Below are 17,731 nucleotides of genomic sequence, written 5' to 3' on the forward strand. Positions count from 1 at the left end.
GAAAAGCCCTCGCTCAGGGCTGCTTCCTGGGCTCGAAGTAGTTCACGCGGTCGGCGGCCTCGTCCGGTTGCGGGACGGACGAGGCGGCGCGGCTGTCGTGGGCTTCGCGGGCGCTCTTGACGCGCCTGTTCACGAAGCTGAAGCCCACGTAGGCGGCCACCACCCAGAACAGCAGCGAGATGGGCTCGCGGCGGAGGTCCTCGGGGAAGGCGTCGAGCGCCTGGACGAAGACGGGACCGTACTCCTCGCCCGACGCCCGAGCCCAGCCGACGGCGGATCCGACGACCTGGCCGAGCGCGGCGCCGACGAGGGAGAGGAGGGCGGCCAGCGGCGGCAGCACCGGGCTGGCCGGCCTGACCGCGATCATGGCGAAGCCGACGAGGAGACCGACGCCGATGGCGGCGAAGCCGATCTCGTACCCGCTGAAGGCGATGAGCGCGCCGTAGCCCGCGGCGCCGGCCACGGTGGCGAGGAGACCGGTGAGAACGCCTGGCAGGAGACCGTTCGCCAGGTGCGGATCGTTGTCTGTCATGGCAGGTCCTCGTGGGGTTGAGGGTGTTTACAGTGACGAGTCGGGCACTTTACTTGAATGGTGCGATACCTGCTCGTGGGTTGGGGAATAACGAAGGCCCCCTCAAGTGGTCTAGGCCAATTTGGGTCCGATAAGGTTCGTGGTTGAGGTTTCAGCCCGCCCCAAGTCGCCGATCCCGAGAGACCGGCGCATCGACGTACGAGGAGATCGGCACCGTGACCATCCGCGTAGGCGTCAACGGATTCGGCCGCATCGGCCGCAACTTCTGGCGCGCGGTCGCTGCCAGCGGCAAGGACATCGAGATCGTCGCGGTCAACGACCTGACCGACAACGCCACGCTCGCCCACCTGCTGAAGTACGACAGCATCCTCGGCCGCCTGCCGTACGAGGTGAAGAGCACCGCCGACGAGATCATCGTGGACGGCAAGACGATCAAGGCGTTCGCCGAGCGCGACCCCGCCAAGCTGCCCTGGGGCGACCTGGGGGTGGACGTCGTCGTCGAGTCGACCGGCTTCTTCACCGACGCCAACAAGGCCCGCGTGCACGCCGAGAACGGCGCCAAGAAGGTCATCATCTCGGCTCCGGCCAAGAACGAGGACGTCACCGTCGTGATGGGCGTCAACCACGACAAGTACGACCCGGCCAGCCACACGGTCATCTCCAACGCCTCCTGCACCACCAACTGCCTGGCGCCGATGGCCAAGGTCCTCAACGACACCTTCGGTATCGAGAAGGGTCTGATGACCACGATCCACGCCTACACGCAGGACCAGAACCTGCAGGACGCCCCGCACGGCGACCTGCGCCGCGCCCGCGCCGCCGCGATCAACATCGTGCCGACCTCGACCGGCGCCGCCAAGGCCATCGGCCTGGTGCTGCCCGAGCTCAAGGGCAAGCTCGACGGCTTCGCGCTGCGCGTGCCGATCCCCACGGGCTCGGCCACCGACCTCACCGTCGAGGTCGGCCGCGAGACCACCGTCGAGGAGGTCAACGCCGCCCTCAAGGCCGCCGCCGAGGGTGAGCTCAAGGGTTACCTCACCTACAACGAGGACCCGATCGTCTCCTCCGACATCGTGACCGACCCGGCGTCCTGCATCTTCGACGCGCCCCTCACCAAGGTGATCGGCAACCAGGTCAAGGTCGTCGGCTGGTACGACAACGAGTGGGGTTACTCCAACCGTCTCGCCGACCTCATCGAGCTGGTCGGCGCCGACCTCTGATGAAGGACATCTCCGAGTTCGACGTGGAGGGTCGGCGCGTCCTGGTGCGCGCCGACCTCAACGTCCCCCTGGAGGGGGACGTCATCACCGACGACGGCCGCATCCGCGCCTCGGTGCCGACGATCAAGGAGCTCGCGGGCAGGGGTGCCCGCGTGGTCGTCGTCGCGCACCTGGGACGCCCCAAGGGCAAGCCGAACCCGGAATACTCCCTGGCCCCCGTCGCGAAGCGGCTGGGTGAGCTCCTGGGCGCCGATGTCGCCTTCGCCACGGACGTGGTCGGCAAGTCCGCCCAGGACGTCGTGGAGGGCCTCCAGGACGGCCAGGTGGCCCTTCTGGAGAACCTGCGCTTCGAGCCGGGCGAGGAGTCCAAGGACGACGAGGAGCGGGCCGCCTTCGCCGCGAAGCTGGCCGCCTTCGCCGACGCCTACGTGGGCGACGGCTTCGGCGCGGTGCACCGCAAGCACGCCAGCGTCTACGACGTGCCCGGCCTGCTGCCGCACGCCGCGGGCCGTCTGGTCGGGGCCGAGGTCGAGGTGCTCAGGAAGCTGACCGACGAGACCGAGCGGCCGTACGTCGTGGTGCTCGGCGGTGCCAAGGTCTCCGACAAGCTCGGCGTCATCGGCAACCTGCTGACCAAGGTCGACCGGCTCCTCATCGGCGGCGGCATGGCCTACACCTTCCTGGCGGCCCAGGGCTACGAGGTCGGAAACTCGCTCCTCCAGGAGGACCAGCTCGACACGGTGCGCGGCTTCCTCGACGAGGCGGGCAGGCGCGGCGTGGAGATCGTCCTGCCGGTCGACGTGCTGGCGGCCGTGGAGTTCGCCGAGGACGCCGAGTACGAGGTGGTCGACGCCACCGCGATCCCGGCCGACCGCGAGGGGCTCGACATCGGCCCGCGCACCCGCGAGCTGTTCGCGGGCAAGCTGGCCGACGCCAGGACCGTGTTCTGGAACGGCCCGATGGGCGTCTTCGAGTTCGAGGCCTTCTCCGGCGGAACTCGCGCGGTCGCCGAGGCGTTGATCGCCTCGGAGGCCTTCACGGTCGTCGGCGGGGGAGACTCGGCCGCCGCCGTGCGCAGGCTCGGCCTGGCGGAGGACGGGTTCTCCCACATCTCCACCGGTGGCGGGGCCAGCCTCGAATACCTGGAGGGCAAGACCCTCCCCGGACTCGTGGCGCTGGAGCGGTAGAAGTGAACCCACGCGGTGAGCGGAGCGGCCGGTCGACGACCGACGCCGTCCGCGCAGTCAACAAGGAGTGGTGAGCGAACGATGAGCACACCTCGTAAGCCGCTCATGGCAGGCAACTGGAAGATGAACCTCAACCACCTCGAGGCCATCGCGCACACCCAGAAGCTCGCCTTCGCGCTGAACGACAAGGACTTCGACAGGGTCGAGGTGGCCGTGCTGCCGCCGTTCACCGACCTGCGCAGTGTGCAGACCCTGGTCGACGGCGACAAGCTGCGGATCGTCTACGGCGCGCAGGACCTGTCGCAGCACGACGGCGGCGCCTACACCGGTGAGATCTCCGGGGCGATGCTCGCCAAGCTCGGCTGCACCTTCGTCCTCGCGGGTCACTCCGAGCGCCGCCAGTACCACCGCGAGGACGACGACGTCGTCAACGCCAAGGTGCAGGCGGCCTACCGGCACTCGCTCACCCCCATCCTGTGCGTGGGGGAGGGCCTGGAGGTGCGCCGGGCCGGTGGCCAGGTGGCCCACAGCGTCGCGCAGCTCGACGGCGCGCTCCGCAAGGTCACCGCCGAGCAGGTCGCGTCCGTCGTGCTCGCCTACGAGCCGGTGTGGGCGATCGGCACCGGCGAGGTGGCCACCCCGGACGACGCGCAGGAGGTCTGCGGGGCACTGCGGACGCGACTCGCCGAGCTGTACGACGCCGAAGTGGCCGCCGGTGTCCGTATCCTTTACGGTGGGTCGGTCAAGTCTGACAACATCGCGGGCATCATGGCGCAGCCTGATGTCGACGGTGCCCTGATCGGTGGCGCGAGCCTCGACCCCGGGGAGTTCGTCAAGATTTGCCGTTTTGGCGAATTGTCGAGCTGACTGAGCCATTCGGTGGGTACGACTTGACAGCACGTCATACCCTCTTAGAGCAAGTTTGAATCGTCACGCCTTCGGCGTACACAAGGGTCGTGCCCGGACGCGGGTCACGCGCACATAGGGAACAGGTCAACGGTGACAATCGGAATCTCCATCGCCCTCATCCTGTCGAGCTTGCTGATGATGCTGCTCGTCCTGCTCCACAAGGGCAAGGGCGGCGGCCTCTCGGATCTGTTCGGTGGCGGTTTCTCGTCGTCGTTCGGAGGCTCCTCCGTGGTGGAGCGCAACCTCGACAGGCTCACCGTCATCACCGGTGTCGTCTGGTTCGTCTGCATCATCGCGCTGGGCCTGCTTCTGCGGCCCTGACCCGGCTTCGACAGGCGTGACAGTGGTTCAGTCCCCGCATCCCCAAGCGGCGGGGCCATCGAGCAAGGAGTTCATCCGTGGGTAGTGGCAACGCGATCCGTGGCAGCCGTGTCGGTGCCGGCCCGATGGGGGAGGCGGAGCGCGGCGAGGCGGCCCCCCGTGTGCGGGTGCCTTTCTGGTGCGCGAACATGCATGAGACGCGCCCCAGTTTCGCCAGTGACGCGGCCGTTCCCGAGTTCTGGGACTGCCCCCGGTGTGGCCTCCCCGCCGGTCAGGACGAGGCCAACCCGCCCGCCCCGCCGCGCAACGAGCCTTACAAGACGCACCTCGCGTACGTGAAGGAACGCCGCAGCGACAAGGACGGCGCGCAGATCCTGGCCGAGGCACTGGAGCGGCTGCGCTCCTCCTCGCGCCCGATCTACTAGCCGGGCTCTCGCGTACGGTCCGGCACGACTGACACGCACGCCTGAAAGGCCCCCGAGGGAGACCCCCGCGGGGGCCTTTCGCGCGCCACGGCCTCGGAACCCGCCGGGACGATCCCTCGCCACCGCGCGATGCCACTCTGACCTAGGGCCTGTGGGGCATGTCCGGCCTGTTGGGCATGTTCGGCATGTCCGACCTGTTGGACGAGTCTCCCCGGTGAGTGACGTCTCTCCTCTGTGACATGCCGGGCATCCTCTTCGAGCCCACCGCCACGGCTCCCAGGCCGAGAAGGAGGATGACGATACCGGTGACGACGTTGTTCCAGATGCTCCCCCTCGTCGCCGAGCCGGTGATCCAGGGCGACACTATGGTCCAGATTCCGATGACCGGTACGACCCAGCTGATCCCGTACGTCCGGCCGTAGGCGGACGCGAGGGCGATGGCCATGGCGGCGACCGCGATGCCGGTGACGATGTTGCTCACGGAGAGCCTGGGCAGGTTGTTGAAGCCGACCACCCAGGGAGAGATCGCCAGGTACAGGCCCGCCAGGAGGCCCAGTCCGTCGATGACCTGGGCTATCGAACTGGAGCCCGCTCGTTCGTACCGTTCCCGCATTTCGATGAGATCGGGATGTTGTTCCAGGCTTGCAGGTCGTGTCATGACCCTTCCCCCTTACCGATTTCATGCAAATTCGATTTCCGGTGAAAGCGAATTTATGCTTGCATACCCGATATAAGCTCCAAACAGCCCAAAGTAGTACAAATCTAGCTAATGAAATCTTCGGGACGTGGAGATCCGGCGTACTCACCCCTCGTCGTGGCCTCTCTCGGGGGCGGTGACCTGCGGTGATCGGTGTGATCGCGCCGGGGTGGTGGGGCGAGCCTTGGGTACAAAACGGGACATACCCCCTCGCGGAAACAGGGAGAGCCGAGGGGAAAACGGGGTTGCCCGGAGGTGACCTTATGGACGAGAAGTCAGGAACGCATGATCACCCGAGGAGCGCGCTGAATCTGCGGCTTTTCCTGGCGAGCTTCGGTCTGGTGGTGTGCGCGGCTCTGGCGATTCTCTCGGCGTGGGCCGGGATCACCGCGCTCGCCGTGAGCCTGGCCGTGCTGGCGGCCGTCGCCGTGGTGGACATCGTGGTGCTCGGGATCCGGATCGCCCGCAGACGGCGGGGTGGTGAACAGCACACCCTGTTCGAATAGTTCGCATAGTTCGAGTGGTTCGAACAGGGCGTGCTCGGCCCTGTCAGGGGGATCCGGCGGCCGGAGACGATCCGGGCGCGCGGGGGAGGGCGGGCGTGACGCGGAGCTTCCGGGAGGGGACGCTCGGGGCGGCAGGCCCAGGCTCAGGCCAGGAAGAAGCGCGTGAGGACGGGGGCGAGGACCTTCGGGTCGACCACGTGCTCGTACACGTCGATGACCAGACGCTCGGCGCCGGGGACGTGGGAGGTGATCACGTCGGCGGCCTGGCCGAAGAAGTCGACCCGCAGCCCGGCCATGTGGGAGGCGAGGCCCGCGCCGGTGGCCACCAGCGTCGGCTGGGTGATCGTCGCCAGCCGGGTGACGGGCGGGGGCCCGTCTCCCAGGCAGACGGCGTCGTAGGCGAGGGTGGGCGCGAGGTCGAGGAGCGGCGGCCACATCGGGGAGGCGCTCGCCGCGGCGATGTCGTCGTCCGACGAGCCCGCCAGCCGCATGAACAGCGAGAGCGCCTCCTCGCGCCGCCCGTCGCCGAGCGCCGCCCGCAGCCGCGTGAGGTAGTCCTGCCAGGTCTGGACGGCGTCGTCACCGATGCTGTAGGGCACGTCGTACACCGCGATCCTGCCGATCGGCAGCCCGGCCGCCGCGGCCTCCAGCGCGAGGGCACCGCCGGAGGAGGCGCCGAACAGGTGCGCGGAACCGCCGACCGCGGCGATCAACGCCGCGAGATCCTCGAACTCGCGTTCCAGCGCGTACGGCGACGTGTCGCCGCTCTTCCCTCGTCCGCGGCGACTGTAGTTGACGATCGTGAAATCCTCCGCCAGCTCCGGGACGAGGGGAGCGTTCTCCGAGCCGTCGTCCAGGCCGCCACCCACCAGGATGACGGCCGGACCGCTGCCGGCCCGCTCGTAGACGATCGGCGTGCCGTCACGCGATATCACCTGTGTCATTCCCTGACCGTAGCTTTACCCACCGACAATATTCCGCGCGCCGAACGGTTCCGTGGTGACGCGATGACGAGGGGCGCGCGGGGTTAGGAAGATCCGTAATATATGGGTTTTCCTGATACGTACGTGACACGGGGGTCACCAGTGACGACAAGCATGACCGGGCTGACACGCCGCCGGCTCCTCCAGGTGGGCGCCGAGGCCGTACCCGCCTTCGCCCTGGGGGCGGGGCCCGCTCGGGCGGATCATCGAGAAGGTCTCCGGCATGGGCTACGAGTCGTACGTCGGCCAGAAACTCCTCGCGCCCGCGCGGTGACCTCGTGGCCGACGGTCGACCTCACCTCGAAGTACTTCTGATCCCGGGCTTCGAGGCTCTCCCGGAGCTTCCCGGGTGAGAGACCGGAACCCCTTTCCCGGCTTCTCATCCGGGGTTCCGCTCCGGCTCTCTCATCGGCGAGGAGCCCGTCTCACCCGGCTCGATCGTCCAGGGCGTAGGACAGGTAGCGGTCGGCGGAGCGGCGGACGGCCTCGGCGCCGTCGGTGTGCACGATCCGCTTCCACCAGCCGCCGTAGACGCGGTCGAAGGAGTACGGCTCCAGCAGCGACAGGGCGCGGTGGATCGTGCCGGGGCGCTCGGGGATGAGGTTGGGGTAGCTGTACATGAAGCTCACCCAGCGGCGGTCCTGGACCACCTGGAGGATGTCGCCGGAGAACAGGGCGCCCCGGCCCTCCTCGCCGTCGCGCCAGTGCAGGACCTGGCCGCCGTCGAAGTGGACGCCCGCGTTGATCAGCGTCAGCCCCTCGCGGATCTCGTGGGTGTCGCCCTCCCAGAACACGACGGAGTCGTCGGGGCGGCCCACCCAGTCGCGGTCGGCCGCGTGGATGTGGATCGGCACGTCGAAGGCGTGCGCCCACTCCACCATCGAGCCGTAGAAGTGCGGGTGGCTGATCGCGATGGCGTCGATCCCGCCGAGCTCGGTGACCTGCCTGATCAGCTCGTCGTCGAGGTGGGTGACCATGTCCCACAGCACGTTGCCGCCGGGGGTGCGGACCAGCAGCGCCCGCTGGCCGATGGCCGTGGCGGGGTCGCTGCCGACCCCGACCACCCCGGCGCCCTCCTCGGCGATCAGCGGCTTGTGCCCTGTCGCGCGCAGCTCGTTCAGGGAGGTCCAGCGCTGCCCCTCCCAGCCGACGTACTGCCGCTCGTCCTCACAGATCGGGCAGTTCTCCCGGGGGGCGGCGTACTGGACCCCGCAGGTGACGCAGATGGGCAGATCGTTCACGGCAGCTCCTCGGATCGCGTTCGTCTCCCACCATAAGATCGCCGACAGCGATTCCCGCCCGGAGCGGTTCCGGACGGTCACGGCTCCCGGAGGAGACGGGCCGAGCGGCGGCCCAGGTGCGGCAGAGGCGGGCAGGTCAGACGGGTGCCCCAGCGGGTGGGGAGGGCGAAGGCGACGGCCTTGGCCGGTGCGTCGGTGGTGAAGGTCGTCGTGGGGTAGGCGCGGCAGTGCCCCCGGGAGAGCTCCCGGACCAGCGGCAGGCCACGGCCGTGCTCCGCGAGCGGGTCCGGCGTGACCTGCGGACGGGAGGTGTCGAGGACCGCGGGAATCCAGCCCAGGTCGGGGTCACCGTCGACGAGCTCGCACCACGCGGGGACCCCCGCCAGGCTGAAGACGCGGATCTCGTACGGCGGACGGGCGTGCCGCTCGCAGTTGGCGGCCAGCTCGGCCGCGACCGCCTCGGCGTCGGCGACGTCGTCGCCGGGCAGGCCCTCGGCCGTCAGCACCTCGCGCACGACGGCGCGGGCCCGGCGGGAGGCCGAACCCGGACGCAGGACGGCCACCAGCAGGCCGACCTCGCCGAGGGCCTCCTCCGGGGCTCCCACGCTGGTGACGGTGATCCCCTCGCGGGGGACGTCCGGTGGGTCCACCGGGCCGTGGAAGGTTGACCGCATGTGCTCACTCCGTCGCTTTCGGTGACTGTTCCAGCAGGAAACGCCACAGGAGGGGCGGCGGCCAGGTTCGGGTGCGGGCATTGCGAAGCTCCGTGCGGGACACGGGAGCGGGGCGTCGCCGCCGTACCCCGCGAGGATCATTCTGTCGGCTGGTCGTTTCCTGGTCGTTTCCGTCGGCGGGCGAGCCGCGCGAGCCGCCCTCATTGACAATGGGTTGATGATTCATCGCTCCGGGTGATGGAGGTTGCCGTGGGTGGTCGCGTAGGTGGTGAGGGACGTCCGGAACTGGTGCGGGCCCGCCGGCGGATGGGCATGAGCCAGGACGCGATCGCGGCGGCGCTGTGGGTGTCGGCGACGACGTGGAGCCGGTGGGAGCGGGGACGTCAGGAGATCCGGCCGGTCTACCGGGCGCGGATGGCCGAGGTGTTCGGGGTGGACCCGGTCGAGGTCGAACGGTGGATCGAGGGCACCGCCCCGGTCGATACGGAAGCCTGGCTGGTGCCGGACTTCAGCGACCTGTCGCTCGGGGCTACCGTCGAGGCGGCCGGACGACTGTGGAGGTGCGACGTGGATCCGGAACGACGACACGTGCTGGCCGCGCTGCCGTTCGTCCCGGCAGCACTGGGCGGATGGCTGTCGGAGTGGAGCTACGGCGCCCCGAACACCTCGGCGGCCTACCAGGGCTCCGGGGCGGCGGTGGGGTTGTCGGACGTCCGGCGAATCGTCGAGGCACGGCAGGCGTTCGGGGAGATGGATCACCGTTTCGGGGCCGGATTGGTACGTCCCGCTGTGGTCGACTATCTGAACACCGCCGTGGCGCCGTTGCTTCGGGGCCGGTACGACGACAAGGTCGGGGCCGAGTTGATGACGGCAGCGGCGGCGATGACTCAGATGGCAGGCTGGACAGCCTTTGATCTCGGTCGTCATGGGCAGGCCCAGCAATACTTCGGTCAGGCGCTCAAACTGGCGAAAGCCGGTGACGACGTGTTGACGGGTGTATGGGTGCTGACCAGTTTGACCCAGCAGGCGATATACCTGGAGCACACCTCCCAGGCGGTGTGGCTCGCTCGCGCTGCGGTGGACGCGGCCCGCCGAGCGCAGGCACCGCCCCAGGTCATGGGGCTGCTGTTGGTCAGAGAGGCATGGGCGACCGCCCTGCAGGCGATGCCGTCCGAGACCCGGGACGCACACCACGCGAAGCGAGTCGAAGAACTGCTCGCCGAAGCCGAACGGGTGTACGCCCAAGGAGGCACCGACCGTGATCCGGCGTGGATCGGATGGCACGACGAACCGGAACTGGGCTCGGAGATAGGGCTCTGCTGGGAACTGCTCGGCAGGTACGAGCGGGCGGCCGACTGCGCAGAGTCGGCGATACGTGCGTTCATGGAGAAGCGTCCCCGTTCAGCCCAGATCAACCGAATGAACGCCGCCGAGGCGTACATCGGCATGGGCGAGGTGGAACAGGCCGTCGAGTCGGCGCGGGCCGCGATTCCGATGGCCAGGTCACTGACATCCGTACGCTCGGTGGAACGCATCAGGAAGTTCTCCGACCGCCTTGAGCCATACGAGACGACCGTCCAGGTCAGGGAGTTCCGCGCCTACCTGGACAGTGAGCTCGCTTCCTGAGGAGGTGCTCCCCGATCCGGAGCGCATCGGCACCCGGAGATTCGCGAGTCCCCGAGGCCGGGCCGCCGTTCCGATTCCGACGCCGCGCCGGGTTCCGCGCTCCAAGCTGGTCGCTCCGGGAGGAGTCGAGAGCGCCGTACTCCAGGCCTCCTACCAGCTCCTTCGACAAGTTCTGGCGCGACGTCGAACGCCTGCTACGGGGCGGTCCGTAGGCGACCGGGCTCGCGGGGTCAGCGACGGTAGACCTCCCGGCCTTCGACGAAGGTCATGGCGACCCTGGTGCGCCAGATGTCGGCGGCGGGTTCGGTGAACGGGTCGCGGTCCAGGACGACGAGGTCGGCGCGGTTGCCGGGGACGATGGTTCCCGCGTCGTCGTCGCGGTTGATCCGGGCCGAGCCCGCGGTGTAGGCGGTCAGCGCGGTGGCCAGGGTGAGGCTCTGGCCGGGCAGGAACGGAGTCTGTGCCGTCGGGTAGCCCGCGTGCACCGAGCCGCCGGGTTCGGTGCGGTTGACGGCCACGTGCATGCCCTGGATCGGGTCGGCGTCGGAGACCGGCCAGTCGCTGCCCGCGCAGAACAGGGTGCCGTGGCGCAGCAGGTCGGCGAACGGGTACTGCCAGGCGGAGCGCTCCTCGCCCAGGAAGGGGAGGGTCAGCTCGTCCATCTGGGCGTGGTGGGTGGCCCAGAGCGGCTGCAGGTTGGCGGTCACGCCGAGCCTGGCGAAGCGCGGCACGTCGGACGGCTCGACGATCTGCAGGTGCGCGATGTGGTGCCGGTTGGCCGGGTCGGTCCCCTCCAGGCTGTCCAGCGTCTCGCGGACGGCCCGCTCGCCGATGGCGTGGAAGTGCACCTGGAAGCCGTGCCGGTCCAGCTCGGCGACGTACCCCTTCAGCAGCGAGGGGTCCACGTACGACAGGCCGGTGCCGCCGCAGCGGCAGTAGGGCTCGATCACCGCGGCGGTGAAGTTCTCGGCGATGCCGTCCTGCATGATCTTCACCGAGGTGGCGCGGAACCGCTCCAGGCCCTCGGCGGAGCGGCGCCGCTCCAGCAGTTCGGGGATCTGCTCGGCGCCGCGCGTCCGGTCCCACCACAGCGCGCCCACCACCCGGGCCCGCAGCGCGCCGGAGGCCGCCGCCGAGACGTACGTGGGCAGCTGGTCGTCGGAGCCCGCGTAGGAGCCGACGATGGCGTCCTGCCAGCCGGTGACGCCGAGGGAGAACAGGTGGTCCTGGGCCTCCATCAGCGCGTCGTGCAGGTCACCGGCCGTGGGGCGAGGGGTGAGCAGGCCGACCAGGTCCATCGCGCCCTCGTGCAGCACGCCGCTCGGCGTGCCGTCGGCGTCGCGCTCGATCCTGCCGTCGGCGGGGTCGGGGGTGTCACGGGTGATCCCGGCCAGTTCCAGGGCCCGGCTGTTCACCCAGGCGGCGTGGTGGTCGCGCTGGATCAGGTAGACCGGGCGGTCGAGGACGTCCAGCTGGGAGCGGTGCGGCAGGCCGCCGGGGAAGGCCGCCATGTCCCAGCCGCCGCCGTCGATCCACTCGTGGCCGGGGTGGGAGGCGGCGTAGGCGGTGATCCGCCCCAGATACTCCGGCAGGCCGTAGACCCCGGACAGGTCGCACTTGGCCCGCTCCAGGCCCGCCAGGACCGGGTGGATGTGCGCGTCGGTGAACCCGGGCGTCAGCAGCCCGCCGTCCAGGTCGACGGTCTCGTGACCGGGGGCGGCCAGCCGTGCGACGTCGGACTCCGCGCCCACGGCGGCGACGCGGCCGCCACGGACCAGCACCGCGTCGGCGAAGGCGTCGGCGGCGAGGAAGACCCTGCCGCCGCGGAAGAGGATGTCGTTCACTCGTTTCCCACTCGGGTGTCGGGCGGGCAGGTCATGGCTCTCCTCGGCGTTCCTGGCGTTCTCGGTGTTCCCGACATTCTCCGTGCTCCCAGCGTTTCCGGCGTTCCCGGGGTACGGCGACGGTCTCAGCGTCCGGTGATGGAGTCGGCGACGCGGGCCAGCACCGAGGTGCGGCCGAGTCCCGCCTTCTCCCTGGCGTCGGCCCGGCGGTAGAGGTCGTACATGGTGTGCACGCCGATCCACCGCAGCGGCTCCACCTCCCAGCCTCGTACCTTGCGGTCCACCCAGGGCAGGGACGCCAGCTCGGTGTCCTCGCGCAGGATCAGGTCGCGCAGGGTACGGCCGGCGAGGTTGGTCGTGGTCACCCCGTGGCCGGTGTAGCCGCCCGCCCAGCCGATGCCGGTGGTGTGGTCGACGTGCACGGTGGCGCACCAGTCGCGGGGCACGCCGAGCACCCCGGACCAGGCGTGCGCCACGCGCGAGGCCCTGATCGCGGGGAACATCCCGGTCAGCAGCTCCCAGAGCGCCTCGATCGTCCACTCGTGGGTGTGGCCCCGGTCGTCCACGCGGGATCCGTACAGGTAGGGCTTGCCGCGCCCGCCGAACGCGATCCGGCCGTCGGCGGTGCGCTGGGCGTACATGTAGTAGTGCGCCATGTCGCCGAGCAGCTCGCGGCCCTCCCAGCCGATCTCGTCCCACAGCCCGCCCAGCGGCTCGGTGACGATCATGGAGCTGTTCATCGGCAGCCACGTCCGGTGGTACTGCCTCAGTTCGGCGGTGAAGCCCTCGGTGGCGCGGATGACGTATTCGGCGCGGACCGTCCCGTACGGCGTGCGGGCCTCGCGCGGGGCGATCTCGGTGACCGGGGTGCGCTCGAAGATCTCCACCCCGAGGTTCCGCACGGTCTCTGCCAGGCCCCGGGCCAGCTTGGCGGGCTGGATCCTGGCGCAGTGCGGGCTCCAGATCGCGCTGACCGCGCCGTCCACCCGCAGGCGCTCCTCGCGCTCGGCGGGGTCGAGCAGCCGCACGTCCTCCTCGGTCCAGCCCCAGTGGCGCTCGTGGGCGAGCAGCCGGTGCAGCCGCCGGTCCTGGGCGGTGTTGGTGGCGACGGTGGTGACGCCGCCCTTGACGATGTCGGCGTCGATGCCCTCGTCCCCGGCGACGGTGACGACCTCGTCGATCGTCTCGAACATCACCCGCTGCAGCCGCCTGGCCGCGTCCGCGCCGTGCGTCCTGGCGTAGCGCTCGGGGGTGCCCGCCAGCTCGCCGACCAGCCAGCCGCCGTTGCGCCCGGAGGCGCCGTACCCGGCGAACTCCTTCTCCAGCACGACGACCCGCAGGCCGGGGCTCGCCTTCTTCAGGTAGTAGGCGGTCCACAGGCCGGTGTATCCGGCGCCGACGACGGCCACGTCGGCGTCGAGGTCGCCGCCGAGGGGGGCGCCGGGCAAGGGGATGCCGAGGGAGCGGTACCAGAAGGAGACATCCCCGTTGACGAAGTCCCCAGCCAGGGGAACACGCGTGCTCATGGCCTCATATCCTGCTATATCCGTCTATAGGGGTGCAGCTGCCAACGGAAATCGTTGTAGAAGCGCCGTACTGCCGCGTAATGAGTGATCTTCCCGGACGTAACGATGGGCTCACTCATGTGTAGCAGTCCCGTAACAGTGTCAGGTAAGGCTATCCCTCGACAGAGGGAGCATTTGATGGGGTTTCTGAGGATTCGTACGACCGTTGACGAGCGGCCCGGACGGCTTGCCTCGCTGGCCGCCGCGCTCGCCGCCAAGGGCGGCAACATCCTGGGCCTGAGCGTGCAGACCGACGTGGACGGCACGGTCGACGAGTTCGTCACGGACATCCCCGCCGGAGCCGAGGCGGTGCGCGAGGCGCTGGAGGCCGCCGGGGGACGCCGGGTCCAGGTCGTCACCGCCACCGCCCACGAACTGACCGACGAGCCCACCCGCATCCTCCTGCTCGCCTCCCGGCTGCGCATGACGCCCTGGCGCCTGCCGGAACTGCTGGGAGAGCTGCTGCGCGCCGACGACTCCCGCTGGGTCTACGGTTCGGAGATGAGCGATCTTCCGGACCCGACCCTGCTGACCGTGCCCGTGGCCCCGCGCCGCGCGATCAGGGTCCGCCGGGCCGAGCTGCCGTTCACCCTGACCGAGGCCGCCCGTGCGGCCTCCTTCGTACGCCTGGCGCAGCCCCCCGTCGAGCAGTCCGGGGCCGACCGCGAGATCACGCTCTCCGACGGCGTCGAGGTCGAGGTCCGCCCGCTCACCCGCCTCTACCGCGAGGCCGTACGCGACCTGCACGACCGCTGCTCGCCCGAGGCCCGCAGGTTCCGCTACTTCACCTCGATGCCGGTGCTGCCGCCGAAGGTCTTCGACCGGCTCTGCGACCGTACCCGGGGTCAGTCGATCGTCGCCGGGTACGACGGCCAGGTCGTCGGCCTCGCCAACCTGATGTTCACCCCCGATCCCGGCATCGCCGAGATGGCGTTCCTCGTCGAGGACCGCTGGCAGGGCAGGGGGCTCGGGACGGCCCTGGCCGGGATGCTCGTCCGCCAGGCCCGCGACCTGGGCTTCGCCGAGGTGAGGGCGACCCTGCTGTCCGACAACGTCCGCATGCGCAGGCTCCTGGTCTCGCTCGGCGCGACCCTGAACTACACCGAGGACCCCGGTGTGGTGGAGGCCAGGCTGGCCGTGGGCGCGATGGCGACGGCGTCTTCGAGCTGACCCCAACACGTGGCCTTCCCGTTTCGAGATCGCTCAGGGATCCCGAAACGGGAAGGTCGCACTCTCGCGCGTTCCCTCAGGAGGTCTGTTCCCCCTGGGGTGGGGACTGCGGGGCGCGGGGCGTTCCGGTGTCGTCGTCCCCGTCGGTGGCCGGGGCGTCGCGGGAGGTGCCGAGGGCGTCCAGTCTGCGCTCGATCCGGTCGAGGCTCTCCTGGACACGGTCCAGCCTGGCCGAGAGCATCGCTCCCATCACGCGGAGGTTCTCCTCCGCCGCCACCGCGCGGTCGGGGACGCGCGGTCCGAGCAGCCCGATCACCTGGGCGCGTACGGCCTCCAGGCGCGCGCCCTGCCGGGTCAGCACCTGGGCGGCCACGCCTTCGCCCTCGCGGAGCAGGCCGAGCAGAATGTGCTCGGTGCCGATGTAGGTGTGGTGCAGGCCGAGTGCCTCGCGCAGGGACAGTTCGAGCACCTTCTTGGCGCGCGGGGTGAACGGGATGTGGCTGCCGGGGACCTCGTCGCCCGTGCCGACGATCTCCTTCACGTCGTCCCTGACGCGCTCGCCGCCGATGCCGAGGGCCCACAGGGCGCGATTGGCGACGCCGTCCCCCTCAAGGATCAGGCCGAGCAGGATGTGCTCGGTGCCGATGTGGTCGTGGCTGAGCCCGCGAGCCTCCTCCTGGGCCAGGACCACGACGCGGCGGGCACGGTCGGTGAAGCGCTCGAACACGGGAAGCCTCCGTGAAGGGTGTCGAGGTGCCTGCCCCCACTATGCGTCAGACGGCCGGTGAGCGGGAGGACATCGTCCCGGGCAATTCCCGATCCGTTCATCGTGGCCGTTCTTCTCTGATCGGTGAAAGCTCACATTTTACTGTCAGCTTCACCGTAAATGCCTTTCGCGTCCGGAGGCGGCGTGCGTAAGGTCCCCGCATGACGATCGACGCCTTCATCGACGCCCTCCCCAAGGTCGAGCTCCACGTCCACCTGATCGGCTCCGCCTCGGTCCCCACCGTGCTGGAGCTCGCCCGCCGCCACCCCGACGGCGGCGTCCCCACGGACGAGGAGGAGCTGCGCGCCTTCTACAGGTTCACCGACTTCCCGCACTTCGCCCGGATCTACCAGGCGGTCAACGCCCTGGTCCGCGAGCCGGAGGACGTGGCGACCCTGGTGCTCGGCCTCGCCGCCGACCTCGCCGGGCAGAACGGCCGCTACGTCGAGCTGACCGTCACGCCATACGCCCACCACGTCGTGGGCATGCCGATGCGGGAGGTCACCGAGGCGCTCGACCTGGCCGCCCGGCGCTCCCGGGAGGAGCACGGGGTGCGGATGGCGTACGTGTTCGACATCCCCGGCGAGTACGGCGTCGAGGGGACCCGGGTCACCCTGGACCACGCGCTGCAGGAACCTCCCCAGGCGCTGGTAGGTTTCGGGCTGGCTGGTATCGAGCAGGAACGCCCGAAATATCGTGACATCTTCGCGGACGCCTTCCGCGCCGCCACCGCCGCCGGGCTGCGCAGCCTGCCGCACGCGGGGGAGATGACCGGCCCCGAGACCATCTGGGAGGCCCTCGACCTCCTGGGCGCCGAGCGGATCGGCCACGGCACCTCCTGCATGCACGACCCCCGCCTGGTCGCCCATCTGCGCGAGACCCGGATCCCCCTGGAGGTCTGCCCCACCTCCAACGTCTGCACCGGCCAGGTCGCCCGCGTCGAGGAGCACCCCCTGCCCCGCATGATCGAGGCGGGCCTGTTCGTCACCCTCAACAGCGACGACCCGCCCATGTTCGCCACCACCCTGAGCCGCGAGTATCGCGTCGCCGCCGACCACCTGGGCCTGGACCGCGCGACCCTCACCACCCTGGCCCGCAACGCCGTCGAGGCCTCCTCCATGGACCCGGAGGGCAAGCGGGAGATCCACGCCGAGATCGACGCCCTCGCCGCCCAGTCCTCCGGGACGACGCTCTGACCGCGCGGTGCGGTCACGACGGTCGAGGCGGGCCGGGCTCAGGGAAGGTTCAGGGGGAGGAGATCCGGCTCAGGGAGGAGGGGATCTTGGAGGCGGCGGCCCTGTCCAGGAGGAAGAGGGTGCGCCGGCTGCCACGGGCCCCGGCGGCGGGGACCTGCATCGTTCCCGAGTCCGACAGCGCCAGCCGCACCGCTCCCGCCTTCTCCTCACCGGCGGCGATCACCCACACCTCGCGGGAGCCCTGGATGACCGGCAGCGTCAGCGAGATACGGGTGGGCGGGGGCTTGGGGGAGCCGTGCACCGCCACCACCGGGCGGGTGTCGTACAGGGCGGGCAGTTCGGGGAAGAGCGAGGCGATGTGGCCGTCAGGGCCCATGCCCAGCATCATGAGGTCGAACGACGGGGCCGGGCCGTGGTCCTCGGGGCGCGCGGCGCGGCGCAGCTCCTCGGCGTACGCCTCGGCCGACTCCTCGGCGGTCATGCCCGAGTCGGGGCCGCGCATCACGTGGACCCGCTCGGGGTCGAGGTCGAGGTGGTCGAGCAGGGCCTTGCGGGCACCGGTCTCGTTGCGCTCGGCGTCACCGTCCGGCAGGAAACGCTCGTCGCCCCACCAGATGTCCACCTTGCGCCAGTCGACGGCGTCCCTGGCGGGAGAGGCGGCGATCTCGGCGAGGGTGGTGATGCCGAGGGTGCCGCCGGTCAGGACCAGGTGAGCCGAGCCCTTGGCGGACTGGGCGTCGACGGCTCGGACGATCACCCGGGCGGCGACGGCCTTGGCGAGCACGTCGGCGTCGCGGTGGGTGATCACAGTGGGAACGCTCACGGGATTTCTCTTTCGAAAGGAGTGCCCCGCGGCCGTGGCCGCGGGG

17 protein-coding genes and 1 pseudogene are annotated in these 17,731 nt (G+C 70.1%); 9 read left to right on the top strand and 9 right to left on the bottom strand.

Annotated elements, in window-relative coordinates; all coding sequences use genetic code 11:
• Window positions 1–13: 13 nt before the first annotated feature.
• Entirely contained in the window at window positions 14–532 is a 519-nt protein-coding gene (locus tag ABD817_RS26420) for a hypothetical protein (protein WP_344920850.1), read from the bottom strand.
• A gap of 215 nt (window positions 533–747) precedes the next feature.
• On the opposite strand from ABD817_RS26420, the gene gap reads away from it, so the two are divergent.
• The 5 genes from gap to ABD817_RS26445 all read left to right on the top strand — a co-directional run bounded on the left by gap (window position 748) and on the right by ABD817_RS26445 (window position 4,594).
• Entirely contained in the window at window positions 748–1,752 is a 1,005-nt protein-coding gene (gap, locus tag ABD817_RS26425) for a type I glyceraldehyde-3-phosphate dehydrogenase (protein ID WP_344920851.1), read from the top strand.
• Window positions 1,752–2,939, top strand: a complete 1,188-nt coding sequence (locus ABD817_RS26430; protein ID WP_344920852.1) for a phosphoglycerate kinase — start codon at window positions 1,752–1,754, stop codon at window positions 2,937–2,939. Before gap ends, ABD817_RS26430 begins: the two co-directional genes overlap by 1 nt.
• Window positions 2,940–3,020: 81 nt before the next feature.
• Window positions 3,021–3,806: a triose-phosphate isomerase gene (tpiA, locus tag ABD817_RS26435; protein ID WP_344920853.1), complete on the top strand. Its 786-nt coding sequence runs from the start codon at window positions 3,021–3,023 to the stop codon at window positions 3,804–3,806.
• Between the two features lie 132 nt (window positions 3,807–3,938).
• Window positions 3,939–4,169, top strand: coding sequence for a preprotein translocase subunit SecG (gene secG, locus ABD817_RS26440; protein WP_030905020.1), 231 nt, complete (start codon window positions 3,939–3,941; stop codon window positions 4,167–4,169).
• Window positions 4,170–4,246: 77 nt separating this feature from the next.
• The gene (locus ABD817_RS26445; RefSeq protein WP_012892502.1) at window positions 4,247–4,594 is read left to right on the top strand and encodes an RNA polymerase-binding protein RbpA; all 348 of its coding nucleotides are present in this window, start codon (window positions 4,247–4,249) and stop codon (window positions 4,592–4,594) included.
• Window positions 4,595–4,736: 142 nt separating this feature from the next.
• Here the strand turns inward: ABD817_RS26445 and ABD817_RS26450 are convergent, their stop codons facing one another.
• Window positions 4,737–5,252 (bottom strand): SPW repeat protein, encoded by a 516-nt coding sequence (locus ABD817_RS26450; protein ID WP_344920854.1) that lies wholly within the window; start codon window positions 5,250–5,252, stop codon window positions 4,737–4,739.
• Between the two features lie 302 nt (window positions 5,253–5,554).
• Between ABD817_RS26450 and ABD817_RS26455 the strand changes: the two genes are divergently transcribed.
• Window positions 5,555–5,797 (top strand): DUF6343 family protein, encoded by a 243-nt coding sequence (locus ABD817_RS26455; protein ID WP_344920855.1) that lies wholly within the window; start codon window positions 5,555–5,557, stop codon window positions 5,795–5,797.
• Window positions 5,798–5,940: 143 nt separating this feature from the next.
• Here the strand turns inward: ABD817_RS26455 and ABD817_RS26460 are convergent, their stop codons facing one another.
• The 3 genes from ABD817_RS26460 to ABD817_RS26470 form a co-directional block, all read right to left on the bottom strand.
• Window positions 5,941–6,741, bottom strand: a complete 801-nt coding sequence (locus ABD817_RS26460; RefSeq protein WP_344920856.1) for an alpha/beta fold hydrolase — start codon at window positions 6,739–6,741, stop codon at window positions 5,941–5,943.
• Window positions 6,742–7,205: 464 nt separating this feature from the next.
• Window positions 7,206–8,021: an MBL fold metallo-hydrolase gene (locus ABD817_RS26465; RefSeq protein ID WP_344920857.1), complete on the bottom strand. Its 816-nt coding sequence runs from the start codon at window positions 8,019–8,021 to the stop codon at window positions 7,206–7,208.
• A 77-nt stretch (window positions 8,022–8,098) separates the two neighbouring features.
• Window positions 8,099–8,695 (bottom strand): ATP-binding protein, encoded by a 597-nt coding sequence (locus ABD817_RS26470; RefSeq protein WP_344920858.1) that lies wholly within the window; start codon window positions 8,693–8,695, stop codon window positions 8,099–8,101.
• A gap of 249 nt (window positions 8,696–8,944) precedes the next feature.
• Here ABD817_RS26470 and ABD817_RS26475 point away from each other — a divergent pair, with 249 nt between their 5' ends.
• The gene (locus ABD817_RS26475) at window positions 8,945–10,321 is read left to right on the top strand and encodes an NsdA family TPR-like regulatory protein (RefSeq protein ID WP_344920859.1); all 1,377 of its coding nucleotides are present in this window, start codon (window positions 8,945–8,947) and stop codon (window positions 10,319–10,321) included.
• Window positions 10,322–10,551: 230 nt separating this feature from the next.
• On the opposite strand, the gene ABD817_RS26480 is transcribed toward ABD817_RS26475, so the two are convergent.
• Complete coding sequence (locus tag ABD817_RS26480) at window positions 10,552–12,165, bottom strand: amidohydrolase (RefSeq protein WP_344920860.1); 1,614 nt, start codon at window positions 12,163–12,165, stop codon at window positions 10,552–10,554.
• 125 nt (window positions 12,166–12,290) lie between these two features.
• Window positions 12,291–13,691, bottom strand: coding sequence for an NAD(P)/FAD-dependent oxidoreductase (locus ABD817_RS26485; protein WP_344920861.1), 1,401 nt, complete (start codon window positions 13,689–13,691; stop codon window positions 12,291–12,293).
• Window positions 13,692–13,868: 177 nt separating this feature from the next.
• Here ABD817_RS26485 and ABD817_RS26490 point away from each other — a divergent pair, with 177 nt between their 5' ends.
• Window positions 13,869–14,900 carry a GNAT family N-acetyltransferase gene (locus ABD817_RS26490; protein WP_344920862.1) on the top strand — a complete coding sequence of 344 codons (1,032 nt, stop codon included), beginning with the start codon at window positions 13,869–13,871 and terminating at the stop codon, window positions 14,898–14,900.
• Between the two features lie 301 nt (window positions 14,901–15,201).
• Here ABD817_RS26490 and ABD817_RS26495 read toward each other — a convergent pair.
• Window positions 15,202–15,627, bottom strand: a pseudogene (locus ABD817_RS26495) (Clp protease N-terminal domain-containing protein); the annotation flags it as partial.
• 200 nt (window positions 15,628–15,827) lie between these two features.
• On the opposite strand from ABD817_RS26495, the gene add reads away from it, so the two are divergent.
• Window positions 15,828–16,862 carry an adenosine deaminase gene (add, locus tag ABD817_RS26500; protein ID WP_344920863.1) on the top strand — a complete coding sequence of 345 codons (1,035 nt, stop codon included), beginning with the start codon at window positions 15,828–15,830 and terminating at the stop codon, window positions 16,860–16,862.
• A 49-nt stretch (window positions 16,863–16,911) separates the two neighbouring features.
• On the opposite strand, the gene pgl is transcribed toward add, so the two are convergent.
• Entirely contained in the window at window positions 16,912–17,685 is a 774-nt protein-coding gene (gene pgl / locus ABD817_RS26505; RefSeq protein ID WP_344920864.1) for a 6-phosphogluconolactonase, read from the bottom strand.
• Window positions 17,686–17,731: the final 46 nt, after the last annotated feature.

Source organism: Streptosporangium oxazolinicum, from assembly GCF_039537505.1.
In the GTDB taxonomy this organism is placed as follows: Bacteria; Actinomycetota; Actinomycetes; order Streptosporangiales; family Streptosporangiaceae; genus Streptosporangium; species Streptosporangium oxazolinicum.

Excerpts from the sequence above, each read along its gene's own strand:
- ABD817_RS26470 (WP_344920858.1), bottom strand. The coding sequence starts at position 8,695 with ATGCGGTCAACCTTCCACGGCCCGGTGGACCCACCGGACGTCCCCCGC.
- ABD817_RS26490 (WP_344920862.1), top strand. The coding sequence starts at position 13,869 with ATGGGGTTTCTGAGGATTCGTACGACCGTTGACGAGCGGCCCGGACGG.
- tpiA (WP_344920853.1), top strand. The coding sequence starts at position 3,021 with ATGAGCACACCTCGTAAGCCGCTCATGGCAGGCAACTGGAAGATGAAC.
- ABD817_RS26485 (WP_344920861.1), bottom strand. The coding sequence starts at position 13,691 with ATGAGCACGCGTGTTCCCCTGGCTGGGGACTTCGTCAACGGGGATGTC.
- ABD817_RS26430 (WP_344920852.1), top strand. The coding sequence starts at position 1,752 with ATGAAGGACATCTCCGAGTTCGACGTGGAGGGTCGGCGCGTCCTGGTG.
- ABD817_RS26455 (WP_344920855.1), top strand. The coding sequence starts at position 5,555 with ATGGACGAGAAGTCAGGAACGCATGATCACCCGAGGAGCGCGCTGAAT.
- add (WP_344920863.1), top strand. The coding sequence starts at position 15,828 with ATGACGATCGACGCCTTCATCGACGCCCTCCCCAAGGTCGAGCTCCAC.
- ABD817_RS26450 (WP_344920854.1), bottom strand. The coding sequence starts at position 5,252 with ATGACACGACCTGCAAGCCTGGAACAACATCCCGATCTCATCGAAATG.
- ABD817_RS26420 (WP_344920850.1), bottom strand. The coding sequence starts at position 532 with ATGACAGACAACGATCCGCACCTGGCGAACGGTCTCCTGCCAGGCGTT.
- ABD817_RS26460 (WP_344920856.1), bottom strand. The coding sequence starts at position 6,741 with ATGACACAGGTGATATCGCGTGACGGCACGCCGATCGTCTACGAGCGG.